Consider the following 22493-nt stretch of genomic DNA (forward strand, 5'->3'; position numbering starts at 1 on the left):
CGTAAAGGCTTGCGCGTACCACGCCACTCTAGACGTAGCCATTGGCTCGTCCCGCGCGGGGGTCGCCCCGTGTTGGTCCGATCGGCGCTCAGACGTCACGAGCGGACCGCGGGTACTCGAATAGCTGCACGCTGTGGCGGGGGTAGGCTCGGAATCGCGCCGGTGCACCGTTCGTCACCGGGAACCAGACATGTGGAGAGGAGCCCTGACCCACGGTGAGCACCAAGCCGACGACCACAGAGCTCGACTGGACCGAACTGGACCAGCGTGCTGTCGACACCGCCCGGATCCTGGCCGCCGACGCGGTCCAGAAGGTCGGTAACGGCCACCCCGGCACGGCCATGAGCCTGGCCCCCGCCGCGTACACCCTCTTCCAGAAGGTGATGCGGCACGACCCGGCGGACCCGGAGTGGGTCGGCCGCGACCGTTTCGTGCTCTCTGCCGGTCACTCCTCGCTGACCCTCTACACCCAGCTGTACCTCGGCGGGTTCGGGCTCGAGCTGGACGACCTGAAGGCCTTCCGCACCTGGGGTTCCAAGACCCCCGGCCACCCGGAGTACGGCCACACCGCGGGCGTCGAGACCACCACCGGCCCGCTGGGCCAGGGCATCGCCAACGCGGTGGGCATGGCCATGGCCGCCCGCTACGAGCGCGGCCTGTTCGACCCCGAGGCTCCCACGGGCGCCTCCCCGTTCGACCACATGATCTACGCGATCGCGGGCGACGGCTGCCTCCAGGAGGGCATCTCCCACGAGGCGTCCGCACTGGCGGGCCACCAGAAGCTGGGCAACCTGGTGCTGCTGTGGGACGACAACCACATCTCCATCGAGGGCGACACGGAGACGGCCGTCTCCGAGGACACCCTGAAGCGTTACGAGGCGTACGGCTGGCACGTCCAGCGCGTCGCGCAGCAGGAGAACGGCGACCTCGACCCGAAGGCGCTGTTCGCCGCGCTGCAGGCCGCCAAGGCCGAGACGGAGCGCCCCTCCTTCATCGCGGCCCGTTCGATCATCGCCTGGCCGGCCCCGCACGCCCAGGGCACCGAGGCCTCGCACGGCTCGGCCCTCGGCAACGACGAGGTCGCCGCCACCAAGCGCGTGCTCGGCTTCGACCCGGAGCAGACCTTCGAGGTCTCCGACGAGGTCATCGCGCACACCCGTTCCCTCGGCGACCGCGGCCGCGAGGCCCGCGCCGCCTGGGAGAAGGAGTTCTCCGCCTGGCGCACCGCCAACCCGGAGCGCGCCGCCGAGTTCGACCGCGTCAACGCCAACGAGCTCCCCGCGGGCTGGGAGGACAAGCTCCCCGTCTTCGAGGCCGGCAAGGGCGTCGCCACCCGCGCCGCCTCGGGCAAGGTCCTCGCAGCGCTCGGCGCGGTCATCCCGGAGCTGTGGGGCGGCTCGGCCGACCTCGCCGGCTCCAACAACACCACCATCGACAAGAACTCCTCGTTCCTGCCGGTGGGCAACCCGCTGCCGGAGGCCGACCCGTACGGCCGCACCATCCACTTCGGCATCCGCGAGCACGCCATGGCCGCGGCCATGAACGGCATCGCCCTGCACGGCCACACCCGCATCTACGGCGGCACCTTCCTGGTGTTCTCCGACTACATGCGCAACGCCGTGCGCCTCTCCGCGCTGATGCACGTGCCGGTCACCTACGTGTGGACGCACGACTCCATCGGCCTCGGCGAGGACGGCCCGACCCACCAGCCCGTCGAGCACGTCGCCGCGCTGCGCGCCATCCCGGGCCTGAACGTGGTCCGCCCGGCCGACGCGAACGAGACCGCCGTGGCCTGGCGCGAGATCCTGAAGCGCCACACCAAGGTCTTCGGCAAGGGCGCCCCGCACGGACTGGCGCTGACCCGCCAGGGCGTGCCGACCTACGAGCGCAACGAGGACGCCGCCAAGGGCGGGTACGTGCTCTTCGAGGCGGAGGGTGGCGAAGCCCAGGTCGTCCTCATCGGCACCGGTTCCGAGGTCCAGCTCGCCGTCGCCGCGCGCGAGGCGCTGCAGGCGGAGGGCGTCCCGGCCCGGGTCGTCTCGATGCCGTCCGTCGAGTGGTTCGAGGAGCAGTCCCAGGAATACAAGGACAGCGTCCTGCCGCCTTCGGTCAAGGCGCGTGTCGCGGTCGAGGCCGGCATCGGCCTGACCTGGCACCGCTACGTCGGCGACGCGGGCCGGATCGTCTCGCTCGAGCACTTCGGTGCCTCCGCGGACGGCGCCGTGCTGTACCGCGAGTTCGGCCTGACCGCCGAAGCCGTGACCGCCGCCGCACGCGAGTCGCTCGCCGCCGCCGCGCGCTGACTCCCGTACCCAGACCAGTAGGAGATGCAATTCCCATGACAGACGCACTGAAGCGCCTTTCCGACGAGGGCGTGGCGATCTGGCTGGACGACCTGTCCCGCAAGCGCATCACGTCCGGCAACCTGGCCGAGCTCATCGACCAGCAGCACGTGGTCGGTGTCACCACCAACCCGGCGATCTTCCAGAAGGCGATCAGCGGCGGCGAGGGATACGGGCAGCAGCTCGCCGACCTGGCCGCCCGCAAGGTCACCGTCGAAGAGGCGATCCGCATGATCACCACGGCGGACGTCCGCGACGCCGCCGACATCCTGCGCCCGGTCTACGACTCGACCGAGGGCCAGGACGGCCGTGTCTCGATCGAGGTCGACCCGCGGCTGGCCCACAACACCGAGGCGACGATCGCCGAGGCCAAGCAGCTCGCGTGGCTGGTGGACCGCCCGAACACGCTCATCAAGATCCCGGCGACCAAGGCCGGCCTGCCGGCCATCACCGAGGTCATCGGCAAGGGGATCAGCGTCAACGTCACGCTGATCTTCTCGCTGGAGCGCTACCGCGAGGTCATGGACGCGTACCTGGCGGGCCTGGAGAAGGCGAAGGCCGCGGGCCTGGACCTCTCCAAGATCCACTCGGTCGCCTCCTTCTTCGTGTCCCGCGTGGACTCCGAGATCGACAAGCGCCTGGACGCCGTCGGCACCGACGAGGCCAAGGCCCTCAAGGGCAAGGCGGCGCTCGCGAACGCCCGTCTGGCCTACGAGGCCTACGAGGAGGTCTTCTCCACCGAGCGCTGGGCCGCCCTGGACAAGGCGCACGCCAACAAGCAGCGTCCGCTCTGGGCCTCGACCGGCGTCAAGGACCCGGCGTACAAGGACACCCTGTACGTGGTGGACCTGGTCGCCCCCGGCACCGTGAACACCATGCCCGAGGGCACCCTCGAGGCCACCGCCGACCACGGCGTGGTGGAGGGCGACACCATCCGCGGCACGTACGAGGAGTCGCGCGCCGAGCTCGCAGCGGTCGCGAAGCTGGGCATTTCGTACGACGATGTGGTGCAGCTGCTCGAGGAAGAGGGCGTCGAGAAGTTCGCGGTGTCCTGGAACGACCTGCTGAAGTCGACCGAGGCGGAGCTTGAGCGCCTCGCCCCCACGGAGGCCTGAACACTTTGTCTGTAAACGGAGCGAACCCGCTTCGTGACGCACAGGACCGGCGGCTCCCGCGCATCGCGGGGCCGTCCGGCCTGGTCATTTTCGGCGTTACGGGTGACCTGTCGCGCAAGAAGCTGATGCCTGCCGTCTACGACCTCGCCAACCGCGGCCTGCTCCCGCCGGGCTTCTCCCTGATCGGCTTCGCCCGACGGGAATGGCAGGACGAGGACTTCGCGCAGGAGGTTCACGACGCGGTCAAGCAGCACGCGCGCACCCCCTTCCGTGAAGAGGTCTGGCAGCAGCTCGTCCAGGGCTGCCGCTTCGTCCAGGGCGACTTCGACGACGACCAGGCGTTCGAGACGCTGAAGTCGACGATCGAGGAGCTGGACAAGGCGCAGGGCACCGGCGGCAACTTCGCCTTCTACCTGTCCGTCCCGCCGAAGTTCTTCCCCAAGGTCGTCGCCCAGCTCAAGAAGCACGGGCTGGCGCAGAAGGAAGGCTCCTGGCGGCGCGCGGTCATCGAGAAGCCGTTCGGGCACGACCTGACCAGTGCGCAGGAGCTCAACCAGCTCGTGCACGACGTCTTCCCGCCCAACGAGGTCTTCCGGATCGACCACTACCTGGGCAAGGAGACCGTCCAGAACATCCTGGCGCTCCGCTTCGCCAACACGATGTTCGAGCCGATCTGGAACCGGTCGTACGTCGACCACGTGCAGATCACGATGGCCGAGGACATCGGCATCGGCGGCCGGGCCGGCTACTACGACGGCATCGGCGCGGCCCGCGACGTCATCCAGAACCACCTGCTCCAGCTGCTGGCGCTGACCGCGATGGAGGAGCCCGGCTCCTTCCACCCCAAGGCGCTGGTGGCCGAGAAGCTCAAGGTGCTGACCGCCGTGGAGCTGCCCGAGGACCTGGGCAAGCACACCGTGCGCGGCCAGTACTCGGCGGCGTGGCAGGGCGGCGAGAAGGTCGTCGGGTACCTCGAAGAGGACGGCATCGACCCCAAGTCGAAGACCGACACCTACGCGGCCATCCGCCTGGAGATCAACAACCGCCGCTGGGCGGGCGTCCCGTTCTACCTGCGGACGGGCAAGCGCCTGGGCCGCCGGGTGACCGAGATCGCGGTCGTCTTCAAGCGGGCCCCGTACCTGCCGTTCGAATCGGGCGCGACCGAGGAGCTGGGGCAGAACGCCCTGGTCATCCGGGTCCAGCCGGACGAGGGCGTGACGGTGCGCTTCGGTTCCAAGGTTCCGGGCACCTCCATGGAGGTCCGGGACGTGACGATGGACTTCGCCTACGGCGAGTCCTTCACGGAGTCGAGCCCCGAGGCCTACGAGCGACTCATCCTCGACGTGCTCCTCGGCGACGCGAACCTGTTCCCGCGCCACCAGGAGGTCGAGCTGTCCTGGAACATCCTCGACCCGATCGAGCGGTACTGGGACACGCACGGCAAGCCCGCCCAGTACCCGTCGGGCACCTGGGGACCGGTCGAGGCGGACGAGATGCTCGCACGAGACGGACGGAGCTGGCGCCGGCCATGAAGATCGATCTCACGGAGACCAACTCCAGCAAGATCAACGCCTCGTTGGTGCAGGCGCGCCGGGACATCGGCACGCCCGCCATCGGGATGGTGCTCACGCTGGTGATCGTGACCGACGAGGAGAACGCGTACGACGCGCTCAAGTCGGCGAACGACGCGTCCCGCGAACACCCTTCGCGGATCGTCGTGGTCATCAAGCGGGTCAGCCGCTCGCCGCGCAGCCGCCGCGATGCCCGTCTCGACGCGGAAGTCCGCGTGGGGACGGACTCCGGCACCGGCGAGACGGTCGTGCTCCGCCTGCACGGCGAACTGGTCGACCACGCCCAGTCGGTGGTGCTCCCGCTGCTCCTGCCGGACGCGCCCGTCGTCGTCTGGTGGCCCGAGGGTGCTCCGCAGGACCTGGCGGGCGACCCCCTGGGGGCGCTCGGCCAGCGCCGGATCACGGACACCTACTCCGCCGAGGACCCGATCGAGGCGCTCGGCAGCCGGGCCGCGGCGTACGCCCCCGGGGACACGGACCTGTCCTGGACCCGGATCACCCCGTGGCGCTCCATGCTGGCGGCGGCGCTCGACCAGCAGACCCACTCGGTGTCCTCGGCCACGGTCGAGGGCGAGGACGACAACCCGAGCTGCGAGCTGCTGGCGATGTGGCTCGCGGACCGGCTCGGGGTCCCCGTCAAGCGCACCTCCTCGGCGGGCCCCGGGCTCACCGCGGTGCGCCTGGAGACCAAGGACGGCGAGATCGTCCTGGACCGGGCGGACGGGGCACTGGCCACGCTGTGCATGCCGGGGCAGCCCGACCGTGCGGTGGCGCTGAAGCGCCGCGACACGGCCGAGCTCCTGGCGGAGGAACTCCGCCGCCTGGACCCGGACAACACCTACGAGGCCTCGCTGAAGTTCGGCGTGGCCCGCCTAGCCCCCGCGGCCGGGCAGACGCCGGCACCCGCGAAGCCGGCTCCCGCCAAGGCGGAGGCCCCGGCCAAGGCTGAGGCCCCGGCCTCGAAGCCCGCTCCGGCGAAGCCGGCCAAGAAGGCCGCGGCCAAGTAGCACGAACGGGCCGCTGCGCGGGGCCTCCCCCACCCCGCCGCTTCCCGAAACCGGGCTCCGCCCGGACCCGGCCCTCAAACGCCGGGCGGGCTGGACATGCCGCTGCGCGGCATCATCCAGCCTCGCCGGCGTTTGAGGCGCGGGGGTCTGGGGGCAGAGCCCTCGGTTTCGGGAAGGGGCGGGGTGGGGAACAGGCTCCGCGCAGCGGTATCCGGACCCGTACTCGCACTCAGAACTACCGACAAGGCGGCAGCACATGGGTATGACGACTCCCCAGGTCGTCGTCCACCGGGACAAGGAGCTGATGGCCCAGGCCGCGGCCGCCCGGCTGATCACGAAGATCGTGGACGCACAGGCCGCCCGCGGCACCGCCTCCGTGGTCCTCACCGGCGGCCGCAACGGCAACGGCCTGCTCGCCGCGCTGGCCGCGGCCCCGGCCCGGGACGCCATCGACTGGTCCCGGATCGACCTGTGGTGGGGCGACGAGCGCTACGTGCCCGCCGACGACCCCGAGCGCAACCACGTCCAGGCCCGTGAGGCCCTGCTGGACTCCGTCCCGGTGGACCCCGCGCGGGTCCACGCCATGCCCGCCTCCGACGGCCCGTACGGGGTCGACGTGGACGCGGCGGCCGCCTCCTACGCGGCGGAGCTCCGGAAGGCCTCCGGCCCCGAGGACCACGGCCCGGTCCCCCGCTTCGACGTCCTGATGCTGGGCGTGGGCCCGGACACCCACGTGGCCTCCCTCTTCCCCGAGCACCCCGCGTCCCGCGAGAGCGAGCGCACGGTGGTCGGCGTCCACGGCGCGCCCAAGCCGCCGCCGACCCGGATCTCGCTCACCCTCCCGGCGATCCGGGCGGCCCGCGAGGTCTGGCTGCTGGCGGCCGGCGAGGACAAGGCCGGAGCGGTGGCGATCGCGCTGGGCGGCGCGGGCGGAGTCCAGGCTCCGGCGGCCGAGGCCCGCGGCAGCGCGCGCACCCTGTGGCTCCTCGACCGCGCGGCGGCGGCAAAGCTCCCCGCCGACATGTACCCGCCGGCCTCCGCCTGATCCCGTAGGACACGACAGGGCCCGCTCTCCCCGGGGAGAGCGGGCCCTGTCAGCGTTGGTCAGCGTTGGTCAGCTTTGTCGGCGGTTGCCGTCAGCGGCCCCGCAGCGAGCGGTACGTGGCCACCAGCGCCCGCGTCGACTGGTCCAGGCCCGGTACCTCCGTGCCGTCGGTGAGCGCGGGCTCGATCCGCCTGGCCAGCACCTTCCCGAGCTCCACGCCCCACTGGTCGAAGGAGTCGATGTTCCACACCGCGCCCTGGACGAAGACCTTGTGCTCGTAGAGCGCGATGAGCTGGCCCAGTACGGACGGGGTCAGCTCGGTCGCCAGGATCGTGGTCGTCGGGTGGTTGCCCGCGAAGGTCTTGTGCGGGACCAGCGGTTCGGCGACGCCCTCCGCCCGGACCTCGTCCGCCGTCTTGCCGAAGGCCAGCGCCTGCGTCTGCGCGAAGAAGTTCGCCATCAACAGGTCGTGCTGGGCCGCCAGCGCGGGCGCCAGTTCGCCCACCGGCCGTGCGAAGCCGATGAAGTCCGCCGGGATCACCCGGGTGCCCTGGTGGATCAACTGGTAGTAGGCGTGCTGGCCGTTGGTGCCGGGCGTGCCCCACACCACCGGCCCGGTCTGCCAGTCCACCGGGTTGCCCTCGCGGTCCACGGACTTGCCGTTGGACTCCATGTCCAGCTGCTGCAAGTACGCGGTGAACCGGGAGAGGTAGTGGCTGTACGGGAGCACCGCGTGCGACTGGGCGTCGAAGAACGCCCCGTACCAGATCCCCAACAGGCCCAGCAGCAGCGGGGCGTTCTCCTCGGCGGGCGCCGTGCGGAAGTGCACGTCCATGGCGTGGAATCCGCCGAGCAGTTCCCGGAACGCGTCCGGGCCGATCGCGATCATCAGGGACAGCCCGATCGCGGAGTCGAAGGAGTAGCGCCCGCCGACCCAGTCCCAGAACTCGAACATGTTGGCCGTGTCGATGCCGAACTCGGAGACCTTCTCCTCGTTGGTCGACAGTGCCACGAAGTGCCGTGCCACGGCCGCCTGGTCGCCGCCCACGCCCGCGAGCAGCCACGCGCGCGCCGAGGTGGCGTTGGTGATGGTCTCGATCGTCGTGAACGTCTTCGACGCGATGATGAAGAGCGTCTCCAGCGGGTCCAGGTCCCGCACGGCCTCGTGCAGGTCGGCGCCGTCCACGTTGGACACGAAGCGCAGGGTCAGGCCCCGGTCGGAGAAGGCGCGCAGCGCCTCGTACGCCATCGCCGGACCCAAGTCGGAGCCGCCGATGCCGATGTTGACGACGTTCTTGATGCGCTTGCCGGTGGCGCCGGTCCACTCCCCCGACCGGATGCGGCCGGCGAAGGCCGCCATCTTGTCGAGGACCGCGTGGACGCCGGGTACGACGTTCTCCCCGTCCACCTCGACGACCGCGTCGGCCGGTGCGCGCAGCGCGGTGTGCAGGACCGCCCGGTCCTCGGTCGTGTTGATCTTCTCGCCGCGGAACATGGCCTCGCGCAGCCCGGCCACGCCGGTCGCCGCGGCCAGTTCGCGCAGCAGCGTCAGCGTCTCGTCGGTCACGAGGTGCTTCGAGTAGTCGATGTGCAGGTCGCCGACCTGCAGCGTGTAGCCGGTGCCCCGGCCCGGATCCGTCTCGAACAGCTCCCGCAGATGCGTCTGCCCCAACTCGTCCCGGTGCTTGCCGAGTGCGTGCCACTCGGGCGTCCGGTTGAGCCTCGTACGGCCCTCCCGTCGCCCACCACCGCCCTCGCTTGACGCGCTTCGCGCGGCGGCCTGGTTTGCGTTCATCTCGGACATCAACCCACTTCCTGTCCTGTCGTGCCCCGCCGGTTCCAACCTAAGGGATGGGAAGCGGCACAACCGACACAAAGCGGCCCGGCCCGCAGGAGAGAAGTCTCCTGCGGGCCGGGCCGGTTGCCACTTCGGTTGTTCGGTGGGGACGCGTCAGATCTCGCCGCGCAGCTTCGCGAGGGCCTCGGCGAGGATCGCCTCGCCGTCGGCGTCCGTGCGCCGCTCCCGTACGTACGCCAGGTGCGTCTTGTACGGCTCGGTGCGCGGCGGCGCGGGCGGGTTGTCCCGGTCCTGGCCGGCCGGGAACCCGCAGCGCGGGCAGTCCCAGGTATCCGGCACCTGCGCGTCGCTGGCGAAGCTCGGCTGCGTCTCGTGCCCGTTCGAGCACCAGAAGGAGATGCGCAGGCGGGGCGCGGACTCGCCGCGCTCGGCCTCGCCCATCGGCCCCGCTCCGACCCGACTACCACGGATCGCGTTGCCACTTGCCACGGTCGTAACTCCCTGCGTGATGGTGCCGCGAAGCGTGAGTGGATTCCGTCGCGGGCGCCCAAGTCTACGTAAGGCGGGGCGCCCGTCCAGGAGTGGAGTTACCCATTCCAGACACGAACGCCGAACCTCATGATAGGCCGGGGGGAGCCGACCGGACGGCCGGAATGGCCAGAACGGTTCAGCTGCCGGTCTTCATGAGCAGGCCGAGCGCGACGATGCAGGCGAACCAGAGCAGACCGATCACCACGGTGATGCGGTCGAGGTTGCGCTCCGCGACCGAGGAGCCGCCGACCGACGACTGCATACCGCCGCCGAACATGTCGGAAAGACCGCCGCCCTTGCCCTTGTGCATCAGCACGAGCAGCATCAGCAGGGCGCTGAAGACGACCAAGGCGATCTCGAACCCCAAAATCACGGCTGATTCCTACTTTCTGGGCTTACTGGCTTTCCGGCTTTCCCGCATTGCCGATTACGAGCACGGGGGCCAGCGGCTGATTCAGCCTGCTGGCCCCCGCAAGGGTACGACGGATCCGCCCTACCGCATACTCACGATGAACGTCACTGGTCGCGGAACCGGACGATCTTCACGAACTCGTCCGCGTCCAGCGCCGCGCCGCCGATCAGGGCGCCGTCGACGTCGGGCTGGGCCATGATCGCGGCGATGTTGCCGGACTTGACCGAGCCGCCGTACTGGATGCGGACCTTGTCGGCCAGCTCCTGCGAGTACAGCTCCGCGAGACGGACGCGGATGGCACCGCAGACCTCCTGCGCGTCCTCGGGGGTGGCGACCTCGCCGGTCCCGATCGCCCAGACGGGCTCGTACGCGATCACGATGGACTCGACCTGCTCGGCCGGGACGTCCTTGAGGCCGCCGTCGAGCTGGTTCAGCGTGTACGGGACCTGCTGGCCGGCCTTGCGGATGTCCAGGCCCTCGCCGACGCACAGGATCGGGGTGATCCCGTGCTTGTAGGCGGCCTTGACCTTGGCGTTGCAGATCTCGTCGCTCTCGCCGTGGTACTGGCGGCGCTCGCTGTGGCCGACGGCCACGAAGGTGCACTTGAGCTTCGAGAGCATCGGGCCGGAGATCTCGCCGGTGTAGGCACCGGAGTCGTGGGCCGAGATGTCCTGGGCGCCGTACTTGATCTTCAGCTTGTCGCCGTCGACCAGGGTCTGGACCGAACGGAGGTCGACGAAGGGCGGCAGGACCGCGACCTCGACGAAGTCGTAGTCCTTGTCGGCCAGGGCGAAGGCGAGCTTCTGGACGTGGGCGATGGCCTCGAGGTGGTTGAGGTTCATCTTCCAGTTGCCCGCCATCAGCGGGGTACGGCCGGCGGTGTTGTCAGTCATCGGGGTTCAGACCTCCAGTGCGGCGAGGCCGGGGAGCGTCTTGCCCTCGAGGTACTCGAGGGAGGCGCCGCCACCGGTCGAAATGTGGCCGAAAGCGTTCTCGTCGAAGCCGAGCGTGCGCACGGCGGCGGCCGAGTCGCCACCGCCGACGACGGTGAAGGCGCTGCTGTCGACGAGCGCCTGCGCGATGGCGCGGGTGCCGCCGGCGTAGTCGGGGTGCTCGAAGACGCCCACGGGGCCGTTCCAGAAGACGGTCTCGGCGTCGGCGATCTTCGTGGCGTACAGCTCGCGGGTCTTGGGACCGATGTCCAGACCCTCCTGGTCGGCGGGGATCTTGTCCGCGTCGACGGTGATGAAGTCCGCCGGGGCCTTGGTCTTCAGGTCCGGGAAGTCCTTGGAGGCGAGGATGTCGACGGGGAGGACCAGCTCGACACCGTTCTTCTCGGCGCGCTCCATGTACTCCTTGACGACGTCCACCTGGTCCTTCTGGAGCAGGGAGATGCCGACCTCGTAGCCCTTGGCGTAGAGGAAGGTGTACGCCATGCCGCCGCCGATGAGCAGGCGGTCGGCCTTGCCGAGCAGCTCGTCGATGACGGCGAGCTTGTCGGAGACCTTGGCGCCGCCGAGGATGACCACGTACGGGCGCTTGACCTCGGCGGTCAGCTTCTTCAGGACGCCGACCTCGGTGGCGATGAGGTAGCCGGCCGCGTGCGGGAGGCGCGCGGGGAGGTCGAAGACCGAGGCGTGCTTGCGGTGGACAGCGCCGAAGCCGTCGCCGACGTAGATGTCGGCCAGCTCGGCGAGCTGGTCCGCGAAGGCGCCGCGCTCGGCGTCGTCCTTGGCGGTCTCACCGGCGTTGAAGCGCAGGTTCTCGATGACGGCGACCTGGCCGTCGGCGAGGCCCGCGACGGTCTCCTTGGCGGAGGCGCCGACGGTGTCGGTGGCGAAGGCGACGTCCACGGCCAGCAGCTCGCCGAGGCGGGCGGCGGCGGGCGCCAGCGAGAAGGCCGGGTCCGGGGCGCCCTTGGGGCGGCCCAGGTGCGAAGCCACGACCACGCGGGCGCCGGCCTCGGCGAGCTTCGCGATGGTGGGCTGCACGGCGCGGATGCGGCCGTCATCGGTGATCTCACCGTTGGAGAGCGGCACGTTCAGGTCGGCGCGTACGAAGACACGCTTGCCGGACACGCCCTCGGCGAGAAGTTCGTCGATCGTCTTCATGCTGTTTTCTACTCCTTTTCCCAGCCCAGGACTTTACCCGTGCGGGGCGAGAGGGGTACGAGGCAAGCAACAGGGCCCGTACAGCGCTTCATCGCGCTGCCCGAGCCCCGGTGCTCACATCGTGGTGCCTGTCTTGGTGCTTAGAGCTGACCGCCGACGAACACGGTCAGGTCGACGAGGCGGTTGGAGTAGCCCCACTCGTTGTCGTACCAGCCGATGACCTTGACGCTCTTGCCCTGGACCATCGTCAGGGAGGAGTCGAAGGTGCAGGAATACGGCCAGTTCACGATGTCGGAAGAGACGATCGCGTCCTCGGTGTAGTCCAGGATGCCCTTGAGCTGGCCCTGAGAGGCCTTCTGGAAGGCCGAGTTGACCTCGTCCTTGGTGACTTCGCGCTCCAGCTCGATGACCAGGTCGGTCACGGAACCGGTGGGGACCGGGACGCGCATCGCGATGCCGTCGAGCTTGCCCGCCAGCTCCGGGATGACCAGCGCGGTGGCCTTGGCGGCACCCGTGGTGGTCGGGATGATGTTCTCGGCGGCGGCGCGGGCGCGGCGCAGGTCCGAGTGCGGGAAGTCCAGGATGCGCTGGTCGTTCGTGTAGGCGTGGACCGTCGTCATCATGCCCTTGACGATGCCGAAGTTCTCCAGGAGGACCTTGGCCATCGGCGCCACGCAGTTGGTGGTGCAGGAGGCGTTGGAGATGACGTGGTGGTTCGCCGCGTCGTACTTCTCCTGGTTGACGCCCATCACGATCGTGATGTCCTCGTCCTTGGCCGGAGCCGAGATGAGGACCTTCTTCGCGCCGGCCGCGATGTGCTTGGCGGCGTCGGCCTTCTTCGTGAAGATGCCGGTCGACTCGATGACGATGTCGGCACCCAGCTCGCCCCAGGGGAGGTTCGCGGGGTCGCGCTCGGCAAAGGTCTTGAAGGTGTTGCCACCGACGGTGATGGTGTCGTCGGTGTGGCTGACCTCGGCCTTGAGACGGCCCAGGATCGTGTCGTACTTGAGGAGGTGAACCAGGGTTGCGTTGTCAGTCAGGTCGTTGACACCGACGATCTCGATGTCCGCTCCCTGCTCCAGGAGCGCCCGGAAGTAGTTGCGGCCAATTCGGCCAAAACCATTGATGCCTACGCGGATCGTCACGAACCGATCTCCTCGTTGGTGCGCCGGCCTGTCCGCCAGCGAGCTGTATGGGATGTCCCCGACCGCTTACGACACTACCTCTCCGTGAGCTTCGGAGTGACATCGACCGTCGTCTGACACGCCCCGAAGCCCCGCACTCTCGGACGAGTACGGGACCTCGGGGACTTTGTGCCCGGTCACTCACGGTGAGCGCGGTCAAGGCCTCTGATCAGTGGTTCAGCGAGCGGAGCGCCTTACCGACGAGTACGGCGCGGTCCGCCGCGGCCGGCACGTGTTCCAGGCCGAAGCCCAGGAGCACGGTGTCACGCGTAGTGACGGAGGCGTAGGACTTGAACAGCTCGCCCGACCGGGACCAATCGCCCGGAACATCAGGGCTTCCGGCAGGTGCGCCCTGGGCGGTCCAGACACCGAACGAGGACTCGAAGCCCTCGGCCGCCTGGTCCGTGCCGCCGATCGATACGCGGGCCTCGTCCGCGAACACTCCGCGGCCGCCCGAGCCCGGGTCGGTGATGTAGGCGAGGGAGACCTCGACGGTCTTGCCCGCGTACGCGCTCAGGTCGAAGGAGACCTGCTTCCAGCCGCCGGAGGACCCGGTGAAGGAGTTCCACATGCCGCTGGTGCCCTGCGGGGTGCAGCCACCGGCGTCGAGGGTGAGGTAGCGGCGCAGGAACGGGTGGCCGTTGATGAAGAACCCGGCCCCGCACTCCTCCGGAACGGTGGTGGTGGTCAGGCCCTCCGCCTCGGGCAGCGTGGTCCAGTCGTCAGCGCCCGCGGTACGGGACTCCAGCACCGCGTGGTCGTAGCCCTCCTCGGTGTTCCAGTTGAGCGCCATCTTGAGCTTCGGCTGGTCGGCCGCGGTGACCCCGGTGAGGTCGATGGTGCGGGTGAGGCGCTTCCAGTCGTCGTCCGCGTGCGTGGCCGAGGCCATGGACGCTCCGGCGTACGGGGCGTACGGGTTCACGACTCCGGCGTACTGGCCCGACTGCGCGCTCTTGAACTGCGGGAACTGCGCCGCGGGCAGGGTGTCGGAGGTGACCGTGTAGGAGCCCGGGCGGTCGAGCGGGTTGCCCGTGGCGTCGCCGAGGGCGCCCTTGGCTCCGGTCAGGGAGCCCGCGCCGGTGAATCCGGTGGGGCCGGTGACCCCCGCGCGGCCGTAGGCGCCGAGGAAGTACTGGCTGAAGTCGTTGGTGACGGCGCGGCCGACCTGGGCGTTGCCGCCCGCCAGCTCGCCGGCCTCGATCAGCTTGCCGCCCTCGTTGAGGAAGTCGCGCACCGCGAGCTGGGTGTCGCCGCCCGGGGACTTGGCCCCGGTGTAGTGGACGGCCGTGCGGAAGTGGGAGAGGGCTCCGAGGTGGTGCGGGGCTCCCTGGACGGCCACGTCCCAGACCGCCGCGCTCTTGCCGTTGGCGCGCAGGGCGTCGACGTAGGCCTGTGCGTGCTGCGCCGGGGCGCCCTCCTCGGCGATCACCAGCACGTCGGCGCGGGGGCGCTGGGCCACCGTGTACGTGAAGTGCTCGCTGGAGACCTGCTTGCCGCGGTCGCGGCCGGTGAACCAGACCTCGACCTTGTCGCCGGGCCTGGCGCCCTCGACCTCGGCGCGGTACTCGTCGAACCAGTTGTTGTCGTCCCCGCCGTAGACCTCACCACCCTTCCAGGCCTCGAGGTCCTCGTCGTGGGTGCGGCCCCCGTTGACGCGGTAGTTCAGCTCCTTGTCCTTCAGCGCCTTGCGGGCCGTGACCGCGACCTTCTGGTCCTCGCCGCGGGCCGCGTAGGAGGTGGTGAAGGGGTCGAGGGTGAAGTCCGCGGCGGTCAGGCCCAGGGAGGACTTCGGCCGGTCCGGGCGTTCGGCGCTCTCGGCCACGGAGAGCGCGAAGGGGATGTTCTTGGCGAACTCGGCCTGGATGAGCTTCTCGTCGTCCGGGAAGTTGAAGCCGGAGGCGCAGTCCTCGGGCTTCCACTGGTCGTCCGGATCGATGGCGGAGGCCGTCTGGCAGGTGGTCATCTCCGGCGTGAACATCATGATGCCGTTGGCGTTGGCGGCCTGGCTGTCCGCTTCGCCGTTGGTGGTGTAGAGCTCGGAGGAGACCTGCGGGTAGTAGCCGGGGACGGCCGGGTTCTCCGGGGTGCCGGCGAGCGCCTTGTAGGCGACGTCGTCGGGGGTGGGGGTGGCCACCTGCCAGCCCACGCCGTACAGGATCAGCTCGGCGGCGGAGTGGTAGTTGATCGCGTAGTCGAAGCCGATGCGCTTCTGGAACGTGTCCAGGGCGACGGTCTCGGGCTCGGAGGCCGCCTTGGCGCCGCGGTAGGTCTCGCTCGACTCGTTGGGCGAGGAACCCTCGTTGTCGTAACCCCACTTGTAGGCGAAGTTGCGGTTGAGGTCGACGCCGTCGCCCGCGGTGATCTTGCCGTCGGCGTTGTTGTCGCGCAGGTTCTTGCGCCACAGCCGCTGGCCGTCGGGGGCGAAGGTGTAGTCGTAGCCGTCGGGGTTGGCGGAGAGCAGGAACCACAGCTCGGTGGAGTCCACCAGCTTGGTGATCCGCGGGTCCTTGCCGTAGCTGTCGAGGGTGTGGTGCATCAGCCGCCGGGTCATCTCGGGGGTGATCCACTCACGGGCGTGCTGGTTCGACATGAACAGCGTGGAGGGCTTGCCTCCGTCCCGGGTCTTCTTGGCGTTCTTGGTGACCTTGAGGGCGAGGATGTCCTTGCCCTGGACGGTCTTGCCGATGGAGACGACCTTGGTGAGGCCGGGGTTCTCCTGGGCGGTGCGCAGGATCTCCTCCTGGAGCCCGCCCTTGCCGCTGTACGGGCGGAACACGCCGTCGCCGGCCGCCAGGGTGCGCGCCGCGGCCTTGGCCGGGACCTTGCGTTCGGCGAGCTTGATCCCCTTCGCCGCCAGTTCCTTGGCCTGTCCGCCGGTGAGGAAGAGCTCGACCTTGGCGGTCCCGGTCTCGGGGGCGCGTTCGGAGAGCTCGTGTGCGTCCTGCCCGGCCGCCAGGACCAGCGGGACCTGCTCCTTGGTGATGTCGGCGTCGTAGACCCGTACCTCGTCGGCGGCGGCCCGGTCCGCCGGACCTGGCTGGGCCTGGGCCGCTGCGGGTAGTGCGGCCAGTGTGGTGCCGAAGACGAATGCGCTTGCGGCGAGGATCGATCTCGCGCGGTGCCTCATGTGCCCCCCTGGGCGTCGTCTGCCACGAAAGCTTCGGACGACAGGCTCACGACCAGCCCATGCTCATGTCAATGGGGCATACCGGAAAGGGGCCCGCACGAGTGATCGTGCGGGCCCCTTTCGGAGGCCCCTTCCCGCTGGGCTTTCCTGCTCGGCTTTCCCGCTCGGCTTCCCTGCTCAGCCGGCCATGTTGTCGGCCAGCTCCTCGCTGTCGCTGAGGTCGAGGTTCGACTCGGTGCCCGGGATCCCGAGGTCCTGGGCCCGCTTGTCGGCCATCGCCAGCAGGCGGCGGATCCGGCCCGCGACCGCGTCCTTGGTCAGCGGCGGGTCGGCGAGCGCGCCCAGCTCCTCCAGGGAGGCCTGCTTGTGCTCCATGCGCAGCCGGCCGGCCGCGGCGAGGTGCTCGGGGACCTCCTCGGCGAGGATCTCCAGCGCGCGCTGGACCCGGGCTCCGGCGGCCACCGCGGCCCGCGCCGAGCGGCGCAGGTTGGCGTCGTCGAAGTTGGCGAGGCGGTTCGCGGTGGCGCGCACCTCGCGCCGCATCCGCCGCTCCTCCCAGGCCAGCACCGAGTCGTGGGCGCCGAGCCTGGTCAGCAGGGCGCCGATGGCGTCCCCGTCCCGTACGACGACCCGGTCCACGCCGCGGACCTCACGGGCCTTCGCGGCGATGGAGAGCCGGCGGGCGGCGCCGACCAGGGCCAGGGCGGCCTCCGGACCGGGGCAGGTGACCTCCAGGGAAGAGGAGCGCCCCGGCTCGGTCAGCGAGCCGTGGGCCAGGAAGGCCCCGCGCCAGGCCGCCTCGGCGTCGCAGGTGGCCCCGGAGACCACCTGGGGGGGCAGACCCCGGATCGGACGGCCGCGGCCGTCCACGAGGCCGGTCTGACGCGCGAGCTGGTCGCCGCCGGCGACCACGCGGACCACGTACCGGTTGCCCCGGCGCAGGCCCCCCGGAGCCATGATCACCAGATCCGAGGAGTGTCCGAAGATCTCCAGGATGTCCTTGCGCAGGCGGCGGGCCGCGATCCCCGCGTCCAGTTCCGCCTCGATGACGATCCGGCCGCTCACCAGGTGCAACCCGCCCGCGAACCGAAGGATCGCCGAGACCTCCGCCTTCCTGCAGCAGGTGCGGGTGACAGGCAGGCGGGCGATCTCATCCTTCACCGCGGGCGTCATCGCCATGGGCCGATCCTTCCATGCATCCGAAAAATACGGTCGTACGCGGCGGCCAGCAGCTCCGGATCATGTTTCGGAGAGCCGTCCAGCCTGGCAACCGGCGCCAGCTCGACCGCGGCACCGAACCGTTTTGCGGCATCGGCGAGGGACTCGCGATCGGGCACGGCAGCCTGATCGGCCAGCACCACGTCCAGGGCGAGTTTAGGGGCGTGTCGGGCCAAAACCTCCAAATGACGCTGCGGAGAGAAGCCCTCTGTTTCGCCGGGTTGTGGTGCGAGGTTCAGCGAGAGCACCCTTCTGGCCTTCGTCTCGACCAGCGCGTCGAGCAATTCGGGCACCAGCAGGTGCGGAATCACCGACGAGAACCAGGATCCCGGACCGAGCACGACCCAGTCCGCGTCGAGCACCGCCGCGACCGCTTCCGGCACCGCCGGCGGGTCGCTCGGCACCACCTGTACGGAGAGCACCTCGCCGGGGGTCAGCGCCACGGTGGCCTGTCCCCGTACGGTGTCCACGTCCTCGGGGCGGGCCGGATCGTGGCCCTTGACCAGGGCCTGGAGCTCCAGCGGGACCGCCGACATCGGCAGCACCCGGCCCTGGGCGCCGAGCAGCTTGCCGACGAGGTCCAGGGCCTGGACGGGGTCGCCGAGCTGTTCCCACAGCGCGACGATCAGCAGGTTGCCGACGGCGTGCTCGTGCAGGTCGCCCTGGGACTGGAAGCGGTGCTGGATCACCCGCGACCAGGTCTGGCCCCAGTCGTCGTCACCGCACAGCGCGGCCAGCGCCTTGCGCAGGTCACCGGGAGGCAGGACGCCGAGCTCCTCGCGCAGCCTGCCGCTGGAGCCGCCGTCGTCGGCGACGGTGACGACGGCGGTCAGCTCGCCCGTGATCCGGCGCAGGGCGGTCAGCGAGGCCGAGAGGCCCATGCCGCCGCCGAGCGCCACGACCTTGGGCGAGACCACCTCGGGGGCCTCGCCCCGGCGCAGGCCCGTGCGGCCCGCGCCGTCCCCGCCCTTGCCGTTGGTGAGCCGGCGCAGGCGGCGGAGCCGCATGGTACGTCCGGTCACTCGCGCCCCATGTCCCTGTGGACGACGACGGTCTCGACTCCTTCGGAGGCGAGGCGGGCGGCGAGCTTCTCCGACATGGCGACGCTGCGGTGCTTGCCGCCGGTACAGCCGACCGCGATGGTCACGTACCGCTTGCCCTCGCGGCGGTAGCCGGTGGCGATGAGCTGGAGCAGCTCGGTGTAGCGGTCGAGGAACTCCTTGGCACCGGGCTGGCTGAAGACGTAGCCCGACACCTCCTCGTTCAGGCCGGTGAAGGGGCGCAGCTCCGGGACCCAGTGCGGGTTGGGGATGAAGCGGCAGTCGACGACGAGGTCGGCGTCGACGGGGAGTCCGTACTTGTAGCCGAAGGACATGACGGTGGCCCGCAGCTCGGGCTCCTCGTCGCCGGCGAACTGGGCGTCCATCTTGGCGCGCAGCTCGTGCACGTTCAGGCTGGAGGTGTCGATGACCAGGTCGGCGTCGCCGCGCAGCTCGCGCAGCAGGTCGCGCTCGGCGGCGATGCCGTCGACGATGCGTCCGTCGCCCTGGAGCGGGTGCGGGCGGCGGACCGACTCGAAGCGGCGGACGAGGGCGTCGTCCGAGGACTCCAGGAAGACGATCCGCCGGGTGACCCCGCGGGTCTCCAGGTCGGCGAGGGATTCGCGCAGCGCGTCGAAGAACTGGCGGCCGCGGACGTCGACGACGACGGCGATGCGCGCCACGTTGCCCTGCGAGCGGGCGCCGAGTTCCACCATGGTGGTGATCAGCGCGGGCGGGAGGTTGTCGACGACGAACCAGCCGAGGTCCTCGAGGCACTTGGCCGCCGTACTGCGGCCGGCCCCGGACATACCGGAGATGATCACCAGCTCGGGGATGGCCGCCTCGGCGGTATCTCCGGGCTCCACTGTCGTGCCCGTACTCACCTGTGCTCCGTCTCGGTCGTACTCGGATGCGATGTCTGCGGTGCCACTTCCGGAATCCTGCTCGGATCCTCGGTCGTGGCGGGTCTCGCGCTCGGTCATTGCTCGGTCCCCCGATCGGATGCTGCTCCCGCGGACGCGGGGGTCTCATCCTCAATGATCTCCCCGGTCGCCGTATTGACGGCGGGACCGGCGGGAACCGCCTGGGCGAGGGCCACGGCCACGGTCTCGGCCGTCTTGCGGCCTATGCCCGGGACCTCGCAGATCTGGTCGATTGTCGCCTGTCTCAGCTTTTTCACCGAACCGAAGTGCTTGATCAGGGCCAGCCTGCGGCTCTCGCCGAGCCCGGGGACCTCGTCGAGGGGGCCGGCCTTCAGGCGTTTGCCACGCTTGTTGCGCTGGTACTGGATGGCGAACCGGTGGGCTTCGTCACGGACCCGCTGGAGCAGGTACAGGCCCTCGCTGGTACGGGGCAGCACCACCGGGTCGTCCTCCCCGGGCAGCCAGACCTCCTCCAGGCGCTTGGCGAGGCCGCACACGGCGACGTCGTCGATCCCCAGCTCCTCCAGGGCCCGCTTGGCGGCCGCCACCTGGGGCTGCCCGCCGTCGACCACGACGAGCTGCGGCGGGTAGGCGAAGCGTCTGGGACGCCCGTCGTCCTCGGGCGTGTCCTGGTCGACTTCCCCGCCCGCGGCGGGCCCCGGGGACTCGGGCGACCACTCCCCCGTCTTCAGCTTCTCCTGGAGGTAGCGGCGGAAGCGCCGGGAGACCACTTCGTGCATGGAGCGGACGTCGTCCTGCCCCTCGAAGGACTTGATCTGGAAGCGCCGGTACTCGCCCTTGCGCGCCAGCCCGTCCTCGAAGACGACCATGGAGGCCACGACGTCGTCTCCCTGTAGGTGGGAGATGTCGAAGCACTCGATGCGCAGCGGCGCGCCGTCCAGCTCCAGCGCCTCGGCGATCTCCTCCAGGGCCCGCGAGCGGGTGGTGAGGTCGGCGGCGCGCTTGGTCTTGTGCAGGGCGAGGGACTGCTGGGCGTTGCGGTGGACGGTCTCCATCAGCGCCTTCTTGTCCCCGCGCTGCGGGATGCGCAGGCTCACCTGCGAACCGCGCCGCTCGGCGAGCCACTGGCTCAGGGCCGGGGTGTCCTCGGGGAGGGCGGGGACCAGCACCTCCTTGGGGACGGCCTCGCCCTTCTCCTCCCCGTACAGCTGCTGGAGGGCGTGCTCGACCAGACCGGCGGTGTCGACGGCCTCGACCTTGTCGGTGACCCAGCCGCGCTGGCCGCGGACCCGGCCGCCGCGGACGTGGAAGATCTGCACGGCGGCTTCGAGCTCGTCCTCGGCGACCGCGAACAGGTCGGCGTCGGTGGCGTCGGCGAGCACGACCGCGTTCTTCTCCATCGCCCGGCGCAGGGCCCCTATGTCGTCGCGCAGCCGGGCGGCCTTCTCGTACTCCATCTCCTCCGCGGCCTCGTGCATCTGCTGTTCGAGGCGGGTGAGGTAGGTGCCGGTGCGGCCGGCCATGAAGTCGCAGAAGTCCTCGGCGAGTTCGCGGTGCTCCTCGGGGGTGACCCGGCCGACGCAGGGCGCGGAGCACTTGCCGATGTAGCCGAGCAGGCAGGGGCGGCCGATCTGGGCGGAGCGCTTGAACACCCCGGCGGAGCAGGTGCGGACGGGGAAGACCCGGAGCATCAGGTCGACGGTCTCGCGGATGGCCCAGGCGTGCCCGTACGGGCCGAAGTAGCGCACGCCCTTCTTCTTGGGTCCGCGCATGACCTGGACCCGCGGGTAGTCCTCGTTCATGGTGACGGCGAGGGAGGGGTAGCTCTTGTCGTCCCGGTACTTGACGTTGAACCGGGGGTCGAACTCCTTGATCCAGGAGTATTCGAGCTGGAGCGCCTCGACCTCGGTGGAGACCACGGTCCACTCGACGGAGGCGGCCGTGGTCACCATGGTGGCGGTACGGGGGTGCAGCCCTGCGAGGTCCTGGAAGTAGCTGGCCAGCCGCTGGCGCAGGCTCTTGGCCTTCCCTACGTAGATCACCCGGCGGTGCTCGTCGCGGAACTTGTAGACCCCCGGGGAGTCGGGGATCTGCCCCGGCTCGGGGCGGTAGCTGGAAGGGTCGGCCATGCCAACCACCCTACTGTCGCCCGCCGACAAGCGGGCCGAGGCCGTCTCTTTCGGATCTTGCCGGTCAGGCAAGATCCGAAAGAGACGGCCGCCTAGCCCCGCAGGGCCCGGCCGCCCGGCAGGCGGCCGGGCGGCCGGGCCCCTCGGGTGGTTACGCCCGCACCACCCGCTGCCGCCGGGCGCGCCGGGCGGCCACCGCGCCGGCCGCGCCCAGCGCCAGAGCCACGGCTCCGGCGGCCGTCGGGAGTCCGGCGAGGGCGTACGCCGGCGATGCGGTGGCCGTCGCGGCCGTGGCCGTGGCTTCCGTGGGGGCGAAGCCACCGGCCTTCCCGGACTTGCCGTAGGCGGATCCCGGCAGCTTGTCCCCGTAGGCCTTCACGACCCGGGTCCGGTAGGCGGCCAGGCTCGTGCCCCGTGCGCCCACGGCCGTGGCCGCGTCCTCGTCCAGGGGCAGTACCCGCTCGCCGCCCGCCACGTACCAGGCGTCGATCTGCGGTTCGCGGAACACGGTCCCGCCGGGGAGTTTCGCCGCGCCGAGCCGTGCGTAGCGGAACTCGTCGTCGCCGGTGGCGATGTTCACCACCTGCCAGCCCGCCGCGGTCCGGGCGGTCCACAGGGCGGCCTGCTGTCCGTCCGAGGAGACGGCCTGGCTGGCGAGGAACTCCAGCCGGGCCACGCTCGCGCCCGCCTTCCCCGCGACGAACTCCGGGGAGAGGTAGTGCACGGGAACCGTGTCGCCCTCGATGCGGGGCTGCGCGGCGGCGAGGGAGACCTTGCCCTCGCGGGCGAAGAAGCGGGACAGGGTGGCGAGCGTGTCGGGGGCGGCCGCCGCCCGACCCGCGGCGGCCAGGTTCTCGGAGGTGGCGCTCCGGGGCTGCGGTACGGGCGCCGCGGACGCCTGGGCGGGGGCCAGGGCCAGTACGGCGGTCGCGGCGACGGCCGCCGCGGCGAGGCGGGGGTTCATGAGGCGGCGATTCAT

17 protein-coding genes are annotated in these 22493 nt (G+C 70.5%); 5 read left to right on the forward strand and 12 right to left on the reverse strand.

From position 1 onward, the window contains the following. The first annotated feature begins 215 nt into the window (after positions 1–215). The 5 genes from tkt to pgl all read left to right on the forward strand — a co-directional run bounded on the left by tkt (position 216) and on the right by pgl (position 7080). A complete protein-coding gene (tkt, locus tag OG247_RS11420; protein ID WP_327252129.1) occupies positions 216–2303 on the forward strand; it encodes a transketolase in 2088 nt (695 codons plus the stop codon). A gap of 35 nt (positions 2304–2338) precedes the next feature. After that, positions 2339–3457: a transaldolase gene (gene tal / locus OG247_RS11425; protein ID WP_327252130.1), complete on the forward strand. Its 1119-nt coding sequence runs from the start codon at positions 2339–2341 to the stop codon at positions 3455–3457. A 5-nt stretch (positions 3458–3462) separates the two neighbouring features. Then, entirely contained in the window at positions 3463–4989 is a 1527-nt protein-coding gene (zwf, locus tag OG247_RS11430) for a glucose-6-phosphate dehydrogenase (RefSeq protein WP_243338381.1), read from the forward strand. Next, on the forward strand, positions 4986–6035 hold the full coding sequence (opcA, locus tag OG247_RS11435; protein ID WP_327252131.1) for a glucose-6-phosphate dehydrogenase assembly protein OpcA: 1050 nt from the start codon (positions 4986–4988) through the stop codon (positions 6033–6035). The genes zwf and opcA overlap by 4 nt, the downstream gene beginning before the upstream one ends. Positions 6036–6297: 262 nt before the next feature. Continuing rightward, positions 6298–7080 (forward strand): 6-phosphogluconolactonase, encoded by a 783-nt coding sequence (gene pgl / locus OG247_RS11440; RefSeq protein ID WP_327252132.1) that lies wholly within the window; start codon positions 6298–6300, stop codon positions 7078–7080. Between the two features lie 91 nt (positions 7081–7171). Here pgl and pgi read toward each other — a convergent pair whose 3' ends face one another. From pgi to OG247_RS11500, 12 genes are all read right to left on the reverse strand, one after another. Beyond that, a complete protein-coding gene (gene pgi / locus OG247_RS11445; protein WP_327257429.1) occupies positions 7172–8875 on the reverse strand; it encodes a glucose-6-phosphate isomerase in 1704 nt (567 codons plus the stop codon). Positions 8876–9031: 156 nt separating this feature from the next. Beyond that, positions 9032–9367: an RNA polymerase-binding protein RbpA gene (locus OG247_RS11450; RefSeq protein ID WP_007263454.1), complete on the reverse strand. Its 336-nt coding sequence runs from the start codon at positions 9365–9367 to the stop codon at positions 9032–9034. A gap of 178 nt (positions 9368–9545) precedes the next feature. Next, on the reverse strand, positions 9546–9782 hold the full coding sequence (gene secG / locus OG247_RS11455; RefSeq protein ID WP_266909659.1) for a preprotein translocase subunit SecG: 237 nt from the start codon (positions 9780–9782) through the stop codon (positions 9546–9548). A gap of 143 nt (positions 9783–9925) precedes the next feature. Beyond that, positions 9926–10714, reverse strand: a complete 789-nt coding sequence (tpiA, locus tag OG247_RS11460; RefSeq protein WP_327252133.1) for a triose-phosphate isomerase — start codon at positions 10712–10714, stop codon at positions 9926–9928. 6 nt (positions 10715–10720) lie between these two features. Continuing rightward, positions 10721–11932 (reverse strand): phosphoglycerate kinase, encoded by a 1212-nt coding sequence (locus OG247_RS11465; RefSeq protein WP_327252134.1) that lies wholly within the window; start codon positions 11930–11932, stop codon positions 10721–10723. Between the two features lie 140 nt (positions 11933–12072). After that, positions 12073–13077, reverse strand: a complete 1005-nt coding sequence (gene gap, locus OG247_RS11470; RefSeq protein ID WP_243338363.1) for a type I glyceraldehyde-3-phosphate dehydrogenase — start codon at positions 13075–13077, stop codon at positions 12073–12075. A 208-nt stretch (positions 13078–13285) separates the two neighbouring features. Beyond that, a complete protein-coding gene (locus tag OG247_RS11475; protein WP_327252135.1) occupies positions 13286–16243 on the reverse strand; it encodes a M14 family metallopeptidase in 2958 nt (985 codons plus the stop codon). Between the two features lie 177 nt (positions 16244–16420). Further along, entirely contained in the window at positions 16421–17422 is a 1002-nt protein-coding gene (gene whiA, locus OG247_RS11480; protein WP_112449750.1) for a DNA-binding protein WhiA, read from the reverse strand. Beyond that, on the reverse strand, positions 17413–18483 hold the full coding sequence (locus OG247_RS11485; RefSeq protein ID WP_327252136.1) for a gluconeogenesis factor YvcK family protein: 1071 nt from the start codon (positions 18481–18483) through the stop codon (positions 17413–17415). Before OG247_RS11485 ends, whiA begins: the two co-directional genes overlap by 10 nt. Continuing rightward, positions 18480–19484 carry an RNase adapter RapZ gene (gene rapZ, locus OG247_RS11490; protein WP_327252137.1) on the reverse strand — a complete coding sequence of 335 codons (1005 nt, stop codon included), beginning with the start codon at positions 19482–19484 and terminating at the stop codon, positions 18480–18482. Before rapZ ends, OG247_RS11485 begins: the two co-directional genes overlap by 4 nt. Next, positions 19481–21514, reverse strand: coding sequence for an excinuclease ABC subunit UvrC (uvrC, locus tag OG247_RS11495; protein ID WP_327252138.1), 2034 nt, complete (start codon positions 21512–21514; stop codon positions 19481–19483). The genes rapZ and uvrC overlap by 4 nt, the downstream gene beginning before the upstream one ends. Before the next feature lie 151 nt (positions 21515–21665). Further along, positions 21666–22493 carry a hypothetical protein gene (locus OG247_RS11500; protein WP_327252139.1) on the reverse strand — a complete coding sequence of 276 codons (828 nt, stop codon included), beginning with the start codon at positions 22491–22493 and terminating at the stop codon, positions 21666–21668.

It is taken from the genome of Streptomyces sp. NBC_01244 (assembly GCF_035987325.1).
Taxonomy (GTDB): Bacteria; Actinomycetota; Actinomycetes; order Streptomycetales; family Streptomycetaceae; genus Streptomyces.